Source organism: Streptomyces sp. NPDC055078, assembly GCF_053607985.1.
This window is the reverse complement of sequence record NZ_JBSGUP010000098.1, coordinates 1-17,572: the sequence shown is the minus strand read 5'-3', so window position 1 is coordinate 17,572 and position 17,572 is coordinate 1. Positions and strand designations below refer to the sequence as shown.

The following is a 17,572-nucleotide window of genomic DNA, read 5'->3' as shown; positions in this document are numbered from 1 at the left end:
TCCTCAGGACGACGGCGGGACGCGGTGTTGTGGGCAGGGTGGTCACACCAGGTCGGCGGCGAGTGCCCGGACGACCCGGGAGGGGCTCGGGCGGCCCAGATGGTCGGCCATCCACAGACTCGTACGGATGAGTGCACCGAGGTCCACTCCGGTGTCGATGCCGAGCCCGTTCAGCTGCCACACCAGATCCTCGGTCGCGAGATTGCCCGTGGCGCTCTTGGCGTACGGACACCCCCCGAGCCCTCCGGCGGAGGAGTCGACGGTGGACACCCCGCCTTGCAGGGCGGCCAGCGTGTTGGCGAGGGCCTGCCCATAGGTGTCATGGAAGTGGACGGCCAGCCGGGAGGCCGGATACCCGGCGGCGCCGAACGCGTCGATCAGATGCCGTACCTGCCCCGGTGTGCCCACCCCGATCGTGTCGCCGAGGCTCAGCTCGTAGCAGCCCATCTCCAGCAGACTCGATCCCACCCGCACGACGGCGCCGGGATCGGTCTCGCCCTCCCAGGGATCGCCGAAGCACATCGAGACATATCCGCGCACCGAGATCCGCTCGCCCCCGGCCTGCCGGGCCTCGGCGATCACTTTCCCGGTCATCTCCAGCGACTCGGCGACCGTGCGGTTGAGATTGCGGCGGGAGAACGTCTCCGTGGCGGAGACGAACACCGCGATATCGGTGACACCGTGGTCCAGTGCGCGCCGCAGTCCGGCCTCGTTCGGCACGAGTACCGGCAGCCGTGGCCCCTTCAGACCGGCCAGCGAGTCGATGACCTCTCCGGCGTCGGCGAGCTGGGGCACCCACCGGGGGTGGACGAAGCTGGTGGCCTCGATGGTCGTCAGTCCCGCCGCGGCCAGTCTGGTGATGAACTCGCTCTTCACCGCCGTCGGCACGGGCCGCTGCTCGTTCTGGAGCCCGTCGCGCGCGCCGACCTCGTAGATGCGTACCGACTCCGGCAGTCCGGCGGCGGGCCGGGTGCCGTAGCGTGCCGTCATGCGGTCACCTCGGCCGGTGCTTCGGCCGGTGCCTCGGCCGGGGTCTCGACCGGTGCTTCGGCCGGTGCCTCGACGGTGGCGAGCAGCGCGTCGATGGCCACGGTGTCGCCCACGCGCACCGGCAGTTCGCCGACCACCCCGTCGAACGGCGCGGAGAGTGCGTGCTCCATCTTCATGGCCGAATCGGCGAAGATCGCCGACCCGCATGTGAAGGCGGGCATCGTCGCGGGGGACGGCGGAGTGGTGGCCTGGCCGATGGCGGTGGGGCCCGCCCGTGCCAAGGATTCCTGATGACCGGTGACGCGCTCACTGCCGCCGCGGCCGAGCGGATCGGCCTGATCAACCATGTCGTGCCCGACGCCGCACTCGAAACGCGGGCGCTCGCGTTCGCACGGCGTCTCGCCGAAGGTGCGCCGATGGCGGTCCGCTTCACGAAGACGGCCGTCAGCAAGCTGGTCAAGCAATCGCTCGGGGTGGCCTTCGACGCGTCAACCGGCTATGAGCTGCTGACGTTAATGAGCGAGGACCATGCGGAGGCCGTCGACGCGTTCCTGGCGAAGCGGCAGCCCCGGTTCACCGGGCGGTGACGGGCCTGGAAGACGCGCAGCCCGCCTACCGGACGAACGGTCAGTGTAAAGTTCCCCCCTATGGCCAGCGTGAGAACACCCCGGGCGAGCTCCCGTGACGACATCCTCCGCGTCTTCGCGGAGCACGTCGCCAGGAAGGGCTACAGCGACACCAGCCTGAGCGAGATCGCCACGGTCCTGGGCCTGAGCAAGGGCACCATCGTCCACCACTTCGGCAACAAGGAGCGGATGCTCCACGAGGTGCACTCCGCCTACTACGAGCGCCGCTTCGCCGAGGCCGAGTTCATTCACCGTGAAATCGACGACCCCGTCCCCCAGCTGGCCGCGATCATCTACTCGCTGCTGGCCGCGCACCGGGACGACCGCGCGGTGACGATCACCTTCCTCCGGGAGTTCGTGCGCTACGCCGAGGGCGGCGGCGGTCTCGGCGAAGAGCTGCGCGGCCGGCGGATCGAGTACCGCGACATGGTCGTCGCGATCATCGAGCGCGGTGTGGCGGCGGGTGTGTTCCACTCCAGCGATCCCGGGCTCTCGGCGCTGCACATCTTCGGCATGTGCAACTACGCCTGGACCTGGTACCGGCCCGAAGGCGCGAAGTCGATCGAGGAGATCGCCACGTTCTTCGCGAGCGATGTGCTGCTGGGCCTCTGCGGTGCGCGCAGCGAGCCCCTGACCGGCGTCGACGACGCCATCGCCACGGCCATCGCCACGGTGACCCGCACCCCCAACCGCCTCCCCCCGGAACTCCCCGCCACGGACTGACGCAGCTCCGCCACCACATATCGGGCCCCCGTGCCGCAGCAGTCCCGGCCGGCGAACCCGGGTGCGCCCCGAGCCCTTCCGGCGGGGGGCGGACGGGGTGCGCGGGGGTGGCCGGGGTTCTTGTCGGGGCTGTGCCCCGAACCCCGCGCCTCAATCGCCGGCGGGGCTGGGTCTGCCCGCCTGGCCGCCGGTAGCGCCCTAACGGCGCGGTGGTGTGACCACCCGGATCGCCGTGGCGGGCTCGTCGCCCGGGTTGACGTGCCAGTGCGGGACACCGCAGTCGTAGGTGATGGTGTCGCCCGCCTCCAGGCGGTGGCGTTCGCCGTCGAGATAGACGTCCCAGGTCCCGGAGAGGACGAAGCCGAACTCCACCCCGTCGTGCCGGTACGGCGTTGCGCTGCCGTCGAAGCCGGGCGGGTTCCTCCAGCCAGACCGCTTCGATGACATCGCTCGGGCTGGGTGTGAGGGCCTCGCGCACCGGACCGTCGATCCGCTGGGAGAAGCCCTCGACACCGCGCCGGTCCGCCTTGCGGACGACGGGCGAGCCGGACCGGGACTCGTCCCTGCCGAAGAACCAGCCGATCGAGACGTCGAGACCGTGCACGATGTGCAGCAGCGTGGTGAAGGACGGATTGGCCTTGCCGCACTCGACCAGGCTGAGCATCCCTGCCGAGACACCGGACAGCGCGCTGAGGCGCTCGACCGAGAGCCCGCGCTCCGCCCTGCGGGCCCGTATCCGCGCCCCGATCGCGCTGAGCATCGGAGGTCCGTCCCGCTTTGCGTCGTGCAGCAGGGGGTGGTGACCATCATCCGTTGTACGGGGGCGCTTGGCCAGGGGACGGGCGGAGACGCCTGGGGGCGGCCGAGGGGGAGTTCTGGTCAGCCCACTCGGCGATGACGCCGGCCGCCAAGGCAATCCTCGATCTTGTCGCGGAGATCGGCTGGAAGTGGACCTCTGCCACGTTGCCCGACCTCTCCATCCAGTCCGACCGGCCCGGGCGCAGCACCCGATCGCGGAAGCCGTCGAAGCGCCCGCCATCGCGCCCGGTGGCGTCGAGGCGGCGATGCGCCGCAGCGGGCACCGGGATCCGGGCTGTGGCTGTGACTGGGTGCGATCGCTGTCACTGAGTTGAGCGCGCTAGCTGGAGCGCATCGCCGCCTTGAGCATGGCAACTGTCACCTTTTGGGCGTCATTCTTATCATCAGCCGCCATTCTGCACCCTTGTCGTCACCAACCATCAGCGGTCGGCAACGATGGCTGATGGGCACGACTGGAGGAGGCTGTCGAAGGCCGTGTCGGCAGAACCGGCAGGGAACAGTCGAGCAACGACGGCATGCTCCGGCGTCATGATTGCGTAGTGCCTGGCGAGGTAGGAGAGTTCGCCCCAGGTCTCGCGGGCGTGGACGCGCATGAGGACGTGGTCGCATCGAGTGCAGATGATCCACGGCATCAGGACGAGGCCCGCAAGATCATGCTCGGCGGTGACCGTGTCTCCACTGACGAGGACACCGTCCTGCTCGACCAGGGTCACAGCAGCGGCCGACCGGCCGTCGCTGCGGCATCGGAGGATTCGAGATGTCAGTGCTTCCCTCTCGCCCCACGTCTCTGCGAGCACCGAGATCTGGGCGCGGACCGTTTCGCTGATCACCACGTCGTTGTCCAGGATGCCGGAAACGAGCAGACCCAGTCCGGCCTCCTGCTCGCCGACCTGCCAGCAGTCTCTGAACTCCTGGGCCTCGGTCTGCGGCAACAGCGCGGCGAGCTGGTGCCAGGTGTCGGCGTCATGGGGCATTCGGCAGAGGCTACCGGCCCGGGGCGCGCGTCCGGGTATGGCGGGGAAGTCCTTCTACCCCCGAACACTCCCTTCATGCCACCCCTCCGGCGACCGCCGCACGGACTGCCTCACCGTGCACGGCGAGGAGTTGCGGTACTCACCGTCTGCCGATCCGTGCTCGTCGCACCAACGAGTACGGGACGACCGAAGGGGCGGTGTGGACCGGCCAGGGATTCTGATCACTTGGGCACAACTGACCCTCGGTCACCTGAACCGGCCCAAGCCGACCGATCGGCAGTTCGTCACTCTGCCGGACTGTCAGCGCGCCTACCGGACGCGGGGGCGCGGCTGGAGAGGTACCCTCGCAGCCGAGGCCGGTGACATCCTGGGGTGCCGACCGCCGGGGCGACCGCCGCTCGGTCCGCGCCGCACCACGGCCATCAGCGCCCAGGTGTCCGGGAACCGGCTCCGGTACGGAGGGTCCCGCGCCCGGACCTGCGTCCGGCGTCCCGGGGCGCCGACGGCGCGGATCAGGAACGGGCCGCGCCTGCCCCGGCCGGCAGGTGGACGGTCTTGACCTCCAGATACGCGGCCAGACCCGCGGCGCCCAGCTCACGGCCGAGTCCGGACCGCTTGTAGCCGCCGAACGGGGCGGACGGGTCCAGCCGGGCGCAGTTGACACCGAGCGTGCCTGAGCGGATCCGCCGGGCGACCTCCAGGCCGTGCTCGACGTCCGCGGTGAAGACGCTGCCCGCCAGACCGTACTCGGAGTCGTTGGCGATACGGACCGCTTCCTCCTCGTCCACGAACGGGATCAGGCACACGACCGGACCGAAGATCTCCTCCTGGGCCACCCGCATGCGGTTGTCGACCTCGCCGAGGAGCGTCGGCTCGACGAAGCAGCCCTTCTCCAGACCGGTCGGGACACCGCCGCCGGTCAGCAGCTTGGCGCCTTCCTCCAGACCGATCCGGATGTAGTCCAGATTGCGCTGCTGCTGACGGCGGTTCACCAGCGGGCCGACCTGTGTCCCGGGATCGTCCTGCGGGCCGACCTTGAGCGCGGAGACCGCCGAGGTCAGGGCCTCGGCGAACTCGTCGTACCGGTCGCGGTGGATGAGCACCCGGCTGAGCGAAACACAGACCTGGCCGTTGTTCGCGAAGCTGCGCGCCAGGACGTTCTGCACCACGGTCTCCAGGTCGGCGTCCTGAAGCACGACCGCCGCGGACTTGCCGCCCAACTCCAGGGTGATCCTTGAGAGGTTGGCCGAGGCCGTCTCCATGATCCGCATACCGGCGGCCACCGACCCGGTGAAGCTCACCTTGTCCACGCCGGGGTGTCCCACCAGGTACTCACTGACCTCACGGTCGGCCGGCAGCACGCTCAGCACACCCTCGGGCAGACCGGCCCCGGCGGCGACCTCCGCCAGGACATAGGCGTCCAGTGGCGTCTCCGGGGAAGGCTTGAGCACCACGGTGCAGCCCGCGAGCAGTGCCGGCCCGAGCTTGGAGACGGCCGCGAAGAGCGGCACGTTCCACGGCACCACCGCGGCCACCACACCGACCGGCTCATGGCGCAGCACATACGGGCCGAGGGCTCCCCGCTCGCGTGTCTCGAAGGGGTACTCGCGGGCCGCGGCGACCGCCAGGCTCAGCGTGGCCACCGCGGACTGCGCCTGGCCGGCGCTCGACCAGGAGATGGGGCTGCCGTTCTGGGCGGAGATCAGCTCGGCCAGCTCCGCCTGCCGGGCCGACAGGCCCGCCACCAGGCGCTCGACCACGGCGATCCGCTCCTCCAGCGAGGTCCACGGCCATGGCCCCGAGTCGAAGGCGGTGCGCGCCGCGGTCACCGCGCGGTCCACATCGGCGCGAGACGCGTGGGGCACCCGCCCGATGACCTCACCGGTCAGCGGCGAGACCACCTCGATCACCTCACGGCCGGCAGGCGCCAGCCACTCGCCACCGATGAACAGCCGGTCGTGCTCACGCACATCAATCATGACGGAACTCCTTGGGATTCGGTGGCGAGGCGCTGCCGCGGGGCGCGCACGCCATGACCGACCCCCCTTCTCCGACCGGGCCCGACCGCGGGCGGGGTCGGGGTGGTGAGGGGCCGTGGGCTGTGGGTCGTGAGTCGGACCGGGCGGAACCGCCGCCTGGCCAGTCGTCGGTGAGCCGCTGTTGCTCTGCTTTCGGAGTGCATGTGGCGCAGTCCGCCGAGCGGGGTCGGATTGAGCATTTACTTTTTCTTCCCGTGCGCCAGCTGTCAAGCCCTCCTCGGTTCCGGTGCACGCGGGAGGGGGCGCATCCGGCCTGCCGGGGCAGGCGGGGGTACTGCGGCTACCGGCCGAACGGAACCTCGGCGGCCGCGGAGGCGACGGGAAGCTCCAGCGGGGCTCGGCCTGACGCAGCGGTGGCCCAGTCCTGCGGAGTGGTCCCGCCCCAGCGGCGGAAGGCGCGGATGAAGCTGCCCGCCTCCGCGTAGCCCAGACGGCGTGCGACTTCGCCGGTGGAGACGCCTTCCAGGCCCAGGAGTTGCTGGGCCACGGCGAAGCGGACCTCGTCGACGAGTTGCCGGTAGCCCACACCCTCCTTGGCCAGCCAGCGGCGCAGTGTCCGCGACGTCACGCCGAGGTCGCGCGCGCTCCGGTCGATGCCGTCGTCCGCGCCGCCGCGCGCGAGCAGCCGGGCCCGCACCGCCTGTGCCGCGCCGCCACGGCGCGTGCGCTGCTCGACCTGGCGGCGGCAGATCTCGGTGCACAACTGCGCGGTGTGCGGGTGGGCATGCGGCAGCAGCCGGTCCAGGAACGAGCGGTCGGCCTCCAGCAGCGCCGGCCCCGATCCGAACGACACGGGGGCGCAGAAGAACTTCTCGTACGGTTCTGTGTCGTACGGCTCCGTGTCGTACGGTTCCGTGTCGTTCGGACCGGACCCGGTGGGCAGACCCATCCGCACCCGCCGCAGCGGGGCGCCGGCCCGGCCGAGCAGTTCCCGGCGGATCGCCACGACCGCCGCGCAGTCCCGCTCCACCAGGAAGCGGCGCACGTTCGCCGGGAGGGCACTGCCATCCACGCGGACCGCAAAGCGCTTCGAGTCCACCTCGACCGTCAAGGCGGTCAGGAGGTACGTGAGGGAGGCGAAGGCCACCCCGAGCCGCACCGCCTCGCGCATCGTGGGGCTGTTCATCACGGCATAGCCCCAGATGCCATGGGTGGTCAGACGGAACCGGGAGCCCACCTCCAGGCCGAGTCCGGGCCGGTCGCCGAGGGCGGTGACCAGGTTCCGGGCCACCGTGATCTCCTGGTGCGCCTGGACCAGGGCCCGTGCGTCGCCCAGGGCCTCGGGGGCGACTCCGCTGCCGTCGAGGCAGCGGGCCCGTTCGATCCCGTGCTCGGCCGCGAACTCGGTGAGCAGCAGCACTCCTGCGGTGGGGCGCGGAAAATCCCAGTCGACGGTGCCGAGCGCGACAGTCTCCGGAGCAGGGGCGCCGCCCTTCGCGGTGGGGCGTCCGGGGTTCAGGCCGTCCGGCATCCGAGTCCTCCCTGGGTCTCATCCCCCTGCTGCCCCGCCGGGGCCGGATCGAGTGTCAGGTGCCGCAGCACCACCCAAATCCTGGAACCTGAATTTACTTATGTCGACGTGTGGTGTCCATAAGTGCGTATCAACTGTCCGCATCGGTCCTTGGTGCCGAAAGGTGAACGGTGATTACGTTCAAGTACAGCCGGGTCACAGCCTGCCAGCTCCGCACCGCCCCCTCCGAGGAGGCCCATGACACTCCAGCCGCAGACCGAGTTCCCGCTGCCCCGGCTCGCCGCCCAGCGGCATACGTCAGCCCCGGAGGCACCGAGCACAACGGTCCGACAGCCGATCGGCCGCCTGGTGGCCTTCCGGGGGGAGCCTGATCCGTCGGCGAGGTCATCGGCCTTCGTTCGCGGTGCGGCCAACCGGCTGCCCGCCCGTGGCTTCCTCCCCGAGCCGTCGGGCGGGCCGACTCCACTGCCGGTCCACCGCCGGTCCGCTGCCGCGCGGGGGGCGTGCCGACCGGTGGACCGGAGCCGGTCGGCCGTCCGTCACGGCGGACGGCCGAGGCGACCGGTGCGACCGGTGCTGTGGTGGCCGCTGCGGGCCGCCGACTGTCCCCGGCCACCGGGTGTCCCGGCCCAGCCGAGGACGCCCTTCCGCCGGACGAGGGCGCGGCAAGCGGCCGTCACCTCGCCGAGGCGGGGGTGAGGTGAGCGTCCTCCCCAGCCCGCGCCTGATCCACGGCTTCGGCCGGCCGCCCGGCGTCCTGGATGTGTTCCGGCCCGCCGTCGACCACAGCGGCGCCGAGCCGGCCAGGCGCCTGGGCCGCTGACAGGCCGGCCCGCCGACATCTCCGTCACACAAGGGAATCGCCATGCCTCACCAACTGCCGCCCACCCTGTCGGCCGCCGACGACGAGACGCTGCGCGCCGTCCTGGAGGAGGCGGACATCCCCTCGCTGCTGGCGGCCGTCGCCCATCTCACCGGCGACTACTCGCTGCTGCGGGAGGACCTCCGCCCGGTCCACGACGTGTGGCAGGTGCAAGGCGGGCTCTCCGAGGAACGGCAGCGCACCGCCCGCGAACACATTCTGCGGGCACTGATCCGGTATCGCGACGACGGCGGGGGGACGGCACAGGAACACACCCCGGAGCGGCTGGCCGGGACGCTGACCTTCCTGTTCGGCGACGGCATGGACGAGTACATTCCGTTCCTCTCCGAGCAGTTGGTGCTCGGCGGCGATCCCGGCGCCCCGGACTGGACGACGGCCGAGATCGCGGCGGACACCGCCGCAGGCCCGGTCGTGGCCGTGATCGGCGCGGGCATGTCCGGGCTGCTCGCCGCACACCGGCTGCGGCAGGCGGGCGTCGACTGCGTCGTCCTGGAGAAGAACGAGGACGTGGGCGGTACCTGGCTGGAGAACAGCTATCCGGGCTGCCGGGTCGATGTCCCCAACCATCTGTACAGCTACTCCTTCGCCGGCAAGGACGACTGGAAGCAGTACTACTCATCGCAGCCGGTGCTGCTGGACTACTTCCGCGGCTTCGCCGACCGCACCGGCGTCCGGGAATCCATTCGCTTCGGCACCGAGGTGGTCTCCGCCACCTGGTCCGAGGCATCCGGCGACTGGACACTCGTGCTGCGGACCGCCGCCGGCGAGGAGAGCGACCTGCGGGTCCGAGCGGTGATCAGCGCTGTGGGTCAGCTCAACCGCCCCAAGTACCCTCGGATCAAGGGCATGTCCGACTACACCGGCCACGCCTTCCACTCCGCCCGCTGGGACCACTCGGTCGACCTGGCGGGCAAGCGGGTCGCCGTCGTCGGGACCGGCGCCAGCGCCCTGCAGATCGTCCCCGCCATCGCCGGCCAGGTCGCCGAGCTGGCAGTTTTCCAGCGCACCGCGCCCTGGCTCGCCCCGTCCGCCGAGTATCTCCAGGACATCCCCGACGGTCTGGGCTGGTTGCTCCAGCATGTGCCCGGCTACAGCGCCTGGTACCGGCAGTGGCTGTTCTGTCTGTACGTCGAGGGCGCCCTCGCCTACATCACGGTCGATCCCGACTGGAACCCGAAGGACCGCTCGGTCTCCGAACTCAACGACATGCTGCGCAAGGTGCGCACCCAGCATCTGGCCGCGCAGGCCGGAGACGACCCGGAGTTGCTCGCCAAGCTGGTGCCCGGCTACGCCCCCGGCGCCAAACGGATGCTGCGCGACGACGGCACGTGGGTGCGGACCCTGCGGCGGGACAACGTCGACCTGGTCACCGACCCGATCCAGCGCTTCACCGAGCGGGGCATCGAGACAAGCGCCGGCGAGCGGGAGTTCGACGTCATCGTCTACGCGTCCGGCTTCGACGCCTCCAACTTCCTCGCCCCGATGTCGGTGCGCGGCCGGGACGGCCTCGAACTGCACGAGCAGTGGGGCGGCGACGCCCGGGCCCACCTGGGCATCACCGTGCCCGGCTTCCCCAACTTCTTCTGCGTCTACGGGCCCAACACCAACATCGTCGTCAACGGCAGCATCATCTTCTTCTCGGAGTGCGCCGTGCACTACATCCTCGGCTGCCTGCGGCTGCTGCTGGAGGGCGGGCACCACGCCCTGGAGATCGCCAAGGATGTCCACGACGCGTACAACCAGCGGGTCGACGAGGGCAACTCCCGGATGGTCTGGGGTGCCTCGACGGTCAACAGCTGGTACCGCAACGACCTCGGCCGCGTCTCGCAGAACTGGCCCTTCTCGCTGCTGGAGTACTGGCAGCTGACCCGGAGCCCGAACCCCGGCGACTTCATCTTCGACTGAGCGCCGGACACACAGGAAAGGCAAGGAACCGATCATGACCCGACAGATCAACGACGGCTACACACAGGAGTTCGAAGGCCGTGTAGCACTCGTCACCGGCGGCGCCTCCGGCATCGGCCTGGCCGTGGCCCGCCGCCTCGCGGCCGGCGGCGGCGCGGTCGCCATCGCCGACTTCGACGAGGAAGGCGCCCGCAAGGCCGCCGCCGAATTGGAGGCCGGCGGGGCCCGCGCCCTCGCCGTCGCCACCGACGTCGCCGACGCCGAGTCGGTGCAGGCCGCCGTGCAGACCGTGGTGGACGCCTTCGGCGGGCTGCACCTGGCGGTCAACAACGCGGGTATCGCCGGGGCCGTCGCCCCGCTCGACGCGTACCCGCTCGCGGAGTGGCGCCGAGTGCAGTCCGTCAACCTGGACGGCGTCTTCTTCTCCCTGCGCGCCGAGCTTCCGGCGATCCTGGCCGCCGGTGGCGGTGCGGTGGTCAACATGGCCTCGGTGCTGGCCGCGCACGGCTTCCCCGGTGGCGCCGCCTACACCGCCGCCAAGCACGGCGTCATCGGCCTGACGAAGACCGCGGCCCTGGAGTACGCGGCGCGCGGCGTCCGCATCAACGCGGTGGGACCCGGCTTCATCGACACCCCGCTGCTCGCCGCCGCCGACCCGGCCAGGAAGGCCGCGTTGGTCGACCGTCACCCGGCCGGACGGCTCGGCACCGCCGAGGAGGTCGCGGAACTGACCGCGTTCCTGCTCTCCGACCGGGCGTCGTTCATCCACGGCAGCTACCACCTGACCGACGGTGGCTACGCCGCCCAGTGACCGGAGGGGCGGGAGCGGGCCCGCCCGCCGCTCCTGCCCCCGCCCACACTGCGCCCACGCCGCTCCTGCCCCCGCCGACACTGCGCCCACGCCGCTCCTGCCCCCGCCGACACTGCGCCCACGCCGCTCCTGCCCCCGCCCACACCGCTCCCACACCGCTCCTGTCCCGGTCCACCCGAGCCGCCCCGGCGAGGCCGGCGGAGGTGACACCGCGGCGGCCGAGCAGGAGGTCCGGGCGGGCCCGGGGCAGTACTGCCCCACCAGCCGGTCGCACCTGCCTCCCCGCTGGACGATCGCGGCTGCCCGGGACCGCTTCGTACCCCCTGTGGGCCGGTCCCCGGTCCCTTCCGGCGGCGTGGGTCAGCCGTTGGGAAGGACGACGGCACGCCCGCCGATGCGGCCGTCGTGCAGCCGCTCGTACGCCTCGGGCGCCTCATCGATGCCGAAGGTCTCCACATGCGCCTGGACCGCGCCTGCCCGGGCGAGCGCCAGCACCTCGATCAGATCGGACCTCGTCCCCCAGAAGGGCGCTGCCACCGAGACGCCGTAGGGCACCGTGCCGAAGCCGACCGGCATCGCGCCGCCGCCCAGCCCCACGATGGTCACATCGCCGTCGCGGGCCACGTAGGTCGCGGCTGCCGCGACGGTGGCGGGCACTCCGGCGAAGTCCAGCACCACATCGGCGCCCCGGCCGCCGGTGAGTTCGTGGATGCGCTCCGTGGCCCGCTCGTCGGACGGCACGGCCTCATGCGCACCCACCTGCCGGGCGAGGGTCAGCTTCTCGGCGGAGACGTCCAGGGCGATCACCCGTGCCGGGCTCACGGCCCGCAGCAGTTGTACGGCGAGGTGCCCGAGCCCGCCCACACCGACGACCACGGCGACGCTGCCCGGCACCAGCTTGGGCAGGGAGCGCTTGATCGCGTGGTAGGGGGTGAGTCCGGCGTCGGTCAGCGGTACCGCCGCGACCGGGTCGAGTCCGTCCAGCCGGACGAGGTGGCGCGGGTCGTCGACCAGCAGATACTCGGCCAGGGCGCCGGGGGCGCCGAGGCCGGGCGGCCGGATGCCGAGCCGGGCGGCCTCGCCGCAGTAGTTCTCCCGGCCCCGGGCGCAGGCCGGGCACCGGCCGCAGCCCCATGCCCCGTACACCGCGACCGCCTCGCCGACGGTGATGCCCCCGACCCCGTCGCCCAGTTCCGCCACGGTGCCGACGGCCTCGTGGCCCAGAGTGAGCGGCAGCGGGAACGGGATCCGCTCGTCGGGGTACGACATCAGGGCGAGGTCGGAGTGGCAGATCCCGGCGGCGGTCACCCGCAGCAGCACCTGCCCCGGGCCGGGCTCCGGGACGGGCACCTCGGTGACTTCCGGGGCGTGTCCGCCCCCGCGGTACTGCACTGCCTTCACTGCTTCTCCTTGGTGTGTACGGGCCGGTCATGGGAGACGAGGTCCGGAAGGCGCCAGGTGCCGTCGAGCACCGAGCGGTCCGGTCCGTAGAGGCGAAGCACGGCGGCGAAGGGGCCGTCCGGCGCCGGCAGCCAGTTGGCGACGCGATCCGCCTCGACGGGCCGGCCGTGCTCCCAGCCGGGTCCGGCGATCAGATGGTCCCCGGCCTCCGGGCCGGTGGTCCGGGTGCCGATGTAGCCGATGTAGGTGGTGTCGAGATCGTGGAACGGCAGCAGGTAGTACCGGTCGGTGGCCGGGACCGACAGCACCCAGGGCTCGGTCCGCAGATCCAGCCAGGCCCAGGAGTAGGGGGTGTCGTTGTTGGGGGTGACCCAGTCGGTGTCGGCCGGGGTGAAGGGCTCCCGGTGATGGCGGAATCGGCCGAAGCCGCCGCCGCGGGCGATCTCGGCGCGCAGCGTCCGGTAGTTCTCCAGCATGGGGTGGGCGTAGAGCCATGCCTCGGCGGCCGTACGGACTGTCTGGGCGAGCGCGGGTTCGGTCACGGTGGTGTCCTTCAGGGGGTCGCGACCGGGAAGTGCCGCTGGGGGGCTTCCAGCAGGCCCAGGAGCGTCCGGAGGATGCCGGGGTCGCCGATCTGGTCGATGGACGGATCGTCGAAGCCGATCTGCCGCGCCGCGGCACGGTCGAGCGTGCCTCGGGTCAGGCGCAGCGTCAGCTGAGGCCGCTCGCCGCCGGGGGCGTCGCCGGGGATCGGGGTGAGGGCGCCGTTGGCCAGCAGCAGGCTCCAGACCTCGGTGGTGTCGGTGAACTCCCAGCGCAGCAGCAGCCGGTGGGCGGCGGCGCGCGGGCCGTCGAGCCGTATCGCCAGGGACTGGAAGATCTGCCTGGTCGTCAGCCCGGCGATGAGAGCGGTGCTGTGGCTCCGGCCGGGGTTCGACACGGCGGGTGCCTCGGCTCGCGGGTCGTCCCGCAGTTCCTGGGCGCCGGTGAGGTAGAAGTTCCGCCAGGTGCCGTTCTCGGAGCCGTAGGCGAGCTGCTCGAAGGTGCGGGCCTGGAGTTCGCGGGCCCCGGCGTGGTCGGGGTGAGCGAAGACGACGTGGTTGAGGACCTCGGCCACCCAGCGCAGGTCGCCGGCGTCGACGTACTCGCGGGCCTTGGCGACCACGGCGTCCGGGCCGCCCATGAACTCCACGTACCGCTTGCCCGCCTCGACGGGTGGGTGCTGCCACAGATGGGCCGGGTTGCCGTCGAACCAGCCCATGTAGCGCTGGTAGACGGCCTTGACGTTGTTGTTGAGCGAGCCGTAGTAGCCGCGCAGGTGTGTGGCCCGGCCGAGGGCGCCCGGCAGCTCGGACAGTTCCTCGGCGATCTCGGGTCCGGTCAGGCCGCGGTTCATCAGCCGCACGGTCTGGTCGTGGATGTAGGCGTATGCGTCGCGCTGCTCGGACAGCAGGCGGACGGACTCGGCACGGCCCCAGGTGGGCCAGTTGTGGGAGCCGATCACCACCTCGATGTCGTCGCCGAACAGCTGGATCGCCTCGGTGAGGTAGTCGGCCCAGGCACGGCCGTCGCGCACCAGGGCGCCGCGCGGTGTGAGCAGGTTGTGCAGGGTGTGCACGATGTTGTCGGCGGCCAGCAGGGCCCGGTGGTCCGGGAGATGGACGTTCATGTCCGAGGGGGCCTCGGCGCCCAGGGTGAGCTGGAAGACCATGCGGACCCCGTCGAAGGTCATCTCCTGACCGGTGGCCGTGACCGTGACCGTGGGCGGGACGAGCCCCAGGCTGCCCTCGGAGTTCGCCTGCGCGAGGCCGAAGCCGACCGTGCCCGTCGGTCCGGCCGGCAGGGAGCGGCCGTACATGTACACCCCGCGCTGGCTCATCGCCGGGCCCGCGAAGACATTCTCGCCGGCCGCGTGCTCCATGAACTCGTCGGGGGCGATCACGGGGACCTGCCCCTTCGCCGCGCTCTCGGCGGTGATCACGCCCAGGACGCCGCCGAAGTGGTCGGCGTGGCTGTGTGTGTAGAGGACGGCGGTGACCGGGCGGTCTCCGCGGTTGCGGCGGTAGAGCTGAAGTGCCGCGGCGGCGCACTCCGCGCTGACCAGCGGGTCGACGACGATCACGCCGCGCTCGCCCTCCACCAGGGTCATGTTCGAGATGTCGAGCCCGCGCACTTGGTAGACCCCGGGTACGACCTCGAACAGGCCGTGGATGGTGTTGAGACGGTTCCGCCGCCACAGGCCCGGGTGGACCGTGTCCGGGCATTCCTTCTCCAGGAAGTCCCAGCGCTTGTTGTCCCAGACGACACGGCCGGACGCGTCGCGGACGACGCATGGTTCCAGCTTGTCGAGGAGGCCCCGCACGGCATCGGCGTGCCCGGTCCGGTCGTCCCAGTCGCGTGCGGGTGCGTCTGCCATCAGTGCTCCGGCCTTTCCGCTGCGGCCCGGCCGTGTCCGACGCCGGGCCCGTTGTCGGGGTGCGTGGGTTGTGGGGTGCCCGGCCGCCGTGGAGCGCCCCTGCGGTTCCGGCGCGTAAACCAGTCATGATGTGAATCACCGTTCCTTGACTGGTGCATCCGGATTCCATGCGGCGTCGCCAGCTCAGCTCAACTGGGCAGTAAAAACATAACGTCCGCCGCCCATCCTGACATCGAGCCCTTCGATTAGTAAAGGTGTGTTCTGGGCCAGAGAGAGGTGTCGGATGACGGGTGGCGCTCTTGCGGGGCCGCCGGGCCATGGTGTTTATTGAAGCCATCACGGTGCCGTTGCGGTCCACTGGTGCACACCGGCGATGGATCGGCGGGCACCCGCACCGGCAGCTGACGGCAGGCCCGGCCGGTACAGCCGCGGTGCGTGGTCCGTCGCACTCCGCCCTGCCGCGCAGGCGCACCCGCCCGCCGTCCCTCGAACCACCTGAGAGCGTCGGCGTGCCGTAGACCCGCGACATTTCCCAACACATCGAGGTGACGTCCTCATGAGCCACGCCCCCCAGACCGCCGACCCGACGCCGGGGCCCAAACCGGCGACCGCGGCGACCCTGGCCGCCCAGCGCACGGCGGCGGCCGCGTTGCCGTTCTCGGACACCCGGGACTTCGACGACGCCGCGCGCGGCTTCATCGGCACGTTGACGCCGCCGGTCATCAAGCGCGCCGACGGTGCGACCGTGCTCGACCTGACCGCGTACGCGTTCCTGGACGCGGAGGAGGCGCCGGGGAGCGTCCACCCCGGGCTGTGGCGGCACGCGCGGGCGAGCAACTTCCACGGCCTCTTCCAGGTGATGGACGGCGTCTACCAGGTCCGCGGTCTCGACCAGGCGAATATGACGATCATCGAGGGCGAGACCGGCCTGCTCCTGATCGACCCGCTGACCTTCGCGGAGACCGCCCAGGCCGCGATGGGCCTGTACTTCGAGCACCGCCCCGAGCGGCCGGTCAGGGGCGTGATCTACACCCACAGTCACGTCGACCACTTCGGCGGCGTCCGGGGCATCGTGGACGAGGAGGATGTGAAGGCCGGGCGAATCACCGTGATCGCGCCCGAAGGGTTCCTGGAGGAAGCCGTCTCCGAGAACCTCAACGCGGGCAACGCCATGGCCCGCCGCGCCGTGTACCAGTACGGCCCGGTGCTGCCGCGCGGACGATTCGGCCAGGTGAGCGCCGGCCTGACCAACTCACCGCCGCACGCGGGCTCGGCAACGCTGATCCCGCCCACGGACATCATCGTGACCACCGGCGAGAAGCGCACCGTCGACGGTATCGAGATGGTCTTCCAGATGGCCAACGGCACCGAGGCGCCCGCGGAGTTCCTGGTGCACTTCCCCGGCCTGCGGATGCTGTGCTCGGCCGAGGACGCCACCCACGTCATGCACAACATCTACACCCTGCGCGGCGCCCAGATCCGTGACGCCGCGACCTGGTGGAAGAAGCTCGACGAGACCGTCGAGCTCTTCGGCGCCGCAACCGATGTGATCATCGCTCAGCACCACTGGCCCCGCTGGGGAAACGCCGATGTGGTGGCCTTCCTCGAACACCAGCGAGACCTCTACAAGTACCTGCACGACGAGGCGCTGCGGCTGGCCAACCACGGCTACACCATGAACGAGGTCGCCGAGAAGCTGCGACTGCCGCCGGCCCTGGAGGCCGAGTGGCACTGCCGTGGCTTCTACGGCACGACCAACCACAACGCGAAGGGCGTCTATCAGCGCTACCTCGGCTGGTACGACAGCCATCCCGCCCATCTGCACCCGCTGCCGCCGGAGCAGGCCGCGCCCAAGTACGTGGAGTTCATGGGCGGCGCCGAGGCACTGCTGGCCAGGGCCAAGGAGGCGTTCGACGCGGGCGAGTACCGCTGGGTCGCCGAAGTGCTCACCCACCTGGTCTTCGCCGACCCCGGCAACACCGAGGCACGCCATCTCCAGGCGGACACCCTGGAGCAGCTGGGCTACCAGGCCGAGAGCGGACCATGGCGCAACGAGTACCTGATGGGCGCCTTTGAACTGCGGAACGGCGTGCGCGACCTGGGCAAGGTGCAGCTGGCCACGCTGGAGATGCTGCGTGCCATGACTCCGGACATGCTGCTCGACTATGCGGGCATCCGGCTCAACGGCCCCCGGGCCTGGGACAGGACGAGCAGCTTCAACTGGTCCTTCCCGCAGGCCGGCGGCACGACCGCGTCCTACGCGATACGGCTGCGCAACGGCGCCCTGGTCTACACCCCGGGCAGGGTCATCGACACGCCCGACGCGTCGGTGACCTGGGAGCACGAGAGCTTCCACAAGGTGCTGTGCGGTGCGTCGGACCTGCGGTCCGAGATCGACGCGGGAGCGGTCCGGATCCAGGGCGACGTATCGGCGCTGACCGGGCTCTTCGATCTGCTGGACGAGTTCCCGTTCTGGTTCCCCGTCGTCACCCCGTGACCACGGCCGCCGGGAGC

The 17,572-nt window shown here is 71.1% G+C and carries 15 protein-coding genes and 1 pseudogene; 6 read left to right on the top strand and 10 right to left on the bottom strand.

The window, feature by feature from the left end; translation table 11 throughout:
- Positions 1-42: 42 nt before the first annotated feature.
- A complete protein-coding gene (locus tag ACWF94_RS11660; protein WP_453487162.1) occupies positions 43-990 on the bottom strand; it encodes a hydroxymethylglutaryl-CoA lyase in 948 nt (315 codons plus the stop codon).
- Complete coding sequence (locus ACWF94_RS11655) at positions 987-1,166, bottom strand: biotin/lipoyl-containing protein (RefSeq protein ID WP_453487161.1); 180 nt, start codon at positions 1,164-1,166, stop codon at positions 987-989. Before ACWF94_RS11655 ends, ACWF94_RS11660 begins: the two co-directional genes overlap by 4 nt.
- A 114-nt stretch (positions 1,167-1,280) precedes the next feature.
- Between ACWF94_RS11655 and ACWF94_RS11650 the strand changes: the two genes are divergently transcribed.
- Positions 1,281-1,577, top strand: a complete 297-nt coding sequence (locus tag ACWF94_RS11650) for an enoyl-CoA hydratase-related protein (protein WP_453487160.1) — start codon at positions 1,281-1,283, stop codon at positions 1,575-1,577.
- Positions 1,578-1,637: 60 nt separating this feature from the next.
- Positions 1,638-2,339 carry a TetR family transcriptional regulator gene (locus tag ACWF94_RS11645; RefSeq protein WP_453487159.1) on the top strand — a complete coding sequence of 234 codons (702 nt, stop codon included), beginning with the start codon at positions 1,638-1,640 and terminating at the stop codon, positions 2,337-2,339.
- A gap of 198 nt (positions 2,340-2,537) precedes the next feature.
- Here ACWF94_RS11645 and ACWF94_RS11640 read toward each other — a convergent pair whose 3' ends face one another.
- The 5 genes and pseudogenes from ACWF94_RS11640 to ACWF94_RS11620 all read right to left on the bottom strand — a co-directional run bounded on the left by ACWF94_RS11640 (position 2,538) and on the right by ACWF94_RS11620 (position 7,642).
- A complete protein-coding gene (locus ACWF94_RS11640) occupies positions 2,538-2,786 on the bottom strand; it encodes a cupin domain-containing protein (RefSeq protein ID WP_453487158.1) in 249 nt (82 codons plus the stop codon).
- 184 nt (positions 2,787-2,970) lie between these two features.
- Positions 2,971-3,099: pseudogene (locus ACWF94_RS11635) on the bottom strand (helix-turn-helix domain-containing protein); the annotation flags it as partial.
- A gap of 478 nt (positions 3,100-3,577) precedes the next feature.
- Positions 3,578-4,132, bottom strand: coding sequence for a hypothetical protein (locus ACWF94_RS11630; protein WP_453487157.1), 555 nt, complete (start codon positions 4,130-4,132; stop codon positions 3,578-3,580).
- A gap of 512 nt (positions 4,133-4,644) precedes the next feature.
- Positions 4,645-6,111 (bottom strand): aldehyde dehydrogenase, encoded by a 1,467-nt coding sequence (locus ACWF94_RS11625; RefSeq protein ID WP_453487156.1) that lies wholly within the window; start codon positions 6,109-6,111, stop codon positions 4,645-4,647.
- A 340-nt stretch (positions 6,112-6,451) separates the two neighbouring features.
- Positions 6,452-7,642 carry an AraC family transcriptional regulator gene (locus tag ACWF94_RS11620; protein ID WP_453487155.1) on the bottom strand — a complete coding sequence of 397 codons (1,191 nt, stop codon included), beginning with the start codon at positions 7,640-7,642 and terminating at the stop codon, positions 6,452-6,454.
- Between the two features lie 700 nt (positions 7,643-8,342).
- Between ACWF94_RS11620 and ACWF94_RS11615 the strand changes: the two genes are divergently transcribed.
- From ACWF94_RS11615 to ACWF94_RS11605, 3 genes are read left to right on the top strand one after another with little or no spacing between them, the layout of a single operon-like run.
- Positions 8,343-8,465, top strand: coding sequence for a hypothetical protein (locus tag ACWF94_RS11615; protein WP_453487154.1), 123 nt, complete (start codon positions 8,343-8,345; stop codon positions 8,463-8,465).
- Positions 8,466-8,507: 42 nt separating this feature from the next.
- Entirely contained in the window at positions 8,508-10,430 is a 1,923-nt protein-coding gene (locus ACWF94_RS11610; RefSeq protein ID WP_453487153.1) for a flavin-containing monooxygenase, read from the top strand.
- A gap of 34 nt (positions 10,431-10,464) precedes the next feature.
- Positions 10,465-11,241 (top strand): SDR family NAD(P)-dependent oxidoreductase, encoded by a 777-nt coding sequence (locus tag ACWF94_RS11605; RefSeq protein ID WP_453487152.1) that lies wholly within the window; start codon positions 10,465-10,467, stop codon positions 11,239-11,241.
- Positions 11,242-11,601: 360 nt separating this feature from the next.
- Here the strand turns inward: ACWF94_RS11605 and ACWF94_RS11600 are convergent, their stop codons facing one another.
- From ACWF94_RS11600 to ACWF94_RS11590, 3 genes are read right to left on the bottom strand one after another with little or no spacing between them, the layout of a single operon-like run.
- On the bottom strand, positions 11,602-12,642 hold the full coding sequence (locus tag ACWF94_RS11600) for an NAD(P)-dependent alcohol dehydrogenase (protein ID WP_453487151.1): 1,041 nt from the start codon (positions 12,640-12,642) through the stop codon (positions 11,602-11,604).
- Entirely contained in the window at positions 12,639-13,184 is a 546-nt protein-coding gene (locus ACWF94_RS11595; protein WP_453487150.1) for a DUF1254 domain-containing protein, read from the bottom strand. Before ACWF94_RS11595 ends, ACWF94_RS11600 begins: the two co-directional genes overlap by 4 nt.
- 11 nt (positions 13,185-13,195) lie before the next feature.
- Positions 13,196-15,058, bottom strand: coding sequence for an alkyl/aryl-sulfatase (locus ACWF94_RS11590; RefSeq protein WP_453487149.1), 1,863 nt, complete (start codon positions 15,056-15,058; stop codon positions 13,196-13,198).
- Between the two features lie 556 nt (positions 15,059-15,614).
- Here ACWF94_RS11590 and ACWF94_RS11585 point away from each other — a divergent pair.
- Entirely contained in the window at positions 15,615-17,555 is a 1,941-nt protein-coding gene (locus tag ACWF94_RS11585; RefSeq protein WP_453487148.1) for an alkyl/aryl-sulfatase, read from the top strand.
- Positions 17,556-17,572 lie beyond the last annotated feature (17 nt).